This window comes from Acidisphaera rubrifaciens HS-AP3 (assembly GCF_000964365.1).
GTDB classification, from domain to species: Bacteria; Pseudomonadota; Alphaproteobacteria; order Acetobacterales; family Acetobacteraceae; genus Acidisphaera; species Acidisphaera rubrifaciens.
The window spans coordinates 1-647 of sequence record NZ_BANB01000987.1 but is presented as its reverse complement, the minus strand read 5'-3'; the positions used below and the strand labels follow the sequence as shown (position 1 = coordinate 647).

General features: G+C 71.9%; 1 protein-coding gene. It reads left to right on the top strand.

Translation table 11 applies throughout. The features are described from left to right. The first annotated feature begins 248 nt into the window (after positions 1-248). Positions 249-599 (top strand): hypothetical protein, encoded by a 351-nt coding sequence (locus tag B8460_RS19560; RefSeq protein ID WP_048863305.1) that lies wholly within the window; start codon positions 249-251, stop codon positions 597-599. The last annotated feature ends 48 nt before the right edge of the window (positions 600-647 follow it).

The following is a 647-nucleotide window of genomic DNA, read 5'->3' as shown; positions in this document are numbered from 1 at the left end:
GTTCAGACGTGTGCTCTTCCGATCTATCTCGGCCTCGCCGAACAGGGCTGACGGCCGCGCAACCATCGCGCTCCCCCAACGTCCGCCGTTCCGCCTTCCCGGCGAGGCTGACCCGCGTCTATGCTGCCATGCAGGACCGCGTAGGCGGGACCGGAGCGCCGCCGCCGACCCGCCCGCCCGCCGCGACCACCGGCGCGACGGGACGGCCATGCAGGGTGGCGCCGGGGAACCTGTCGGGGGAGAGAGTGATGCGCTGGATGCTGTCGATGGCCTGTGTCGTGCTGCTGGGGGGATTGCAGGTGTCGTGCGCCGGGGTGGGCGCCGGGCCGGTGACCGCCGATGCCTCCGCGGCCAACACCTATACGGTCAGCGGCACGTCCTCGGCCTCGGTCTCCGGCCTGCTGATCGCCCAGAACGGCGCGCTGGAACAGGCGCAGACCTATTGCCACGGCCAGGGACGGCGCTTCAGCGAGGTGCATGACACCGCCGCGACCACGGGCGACGACGTCCACTACACGGTGGAGTTCCGCTGCCTCGCCTCCGACGACCCCCGCGTGCAGCATCCGGCGGTGAACCTTGCACCCGACAATCGCTACTAAGTCCCCCCGTACCTCCCCCGTGCGCCGCACCGCCGCCGCCGTGGCCGC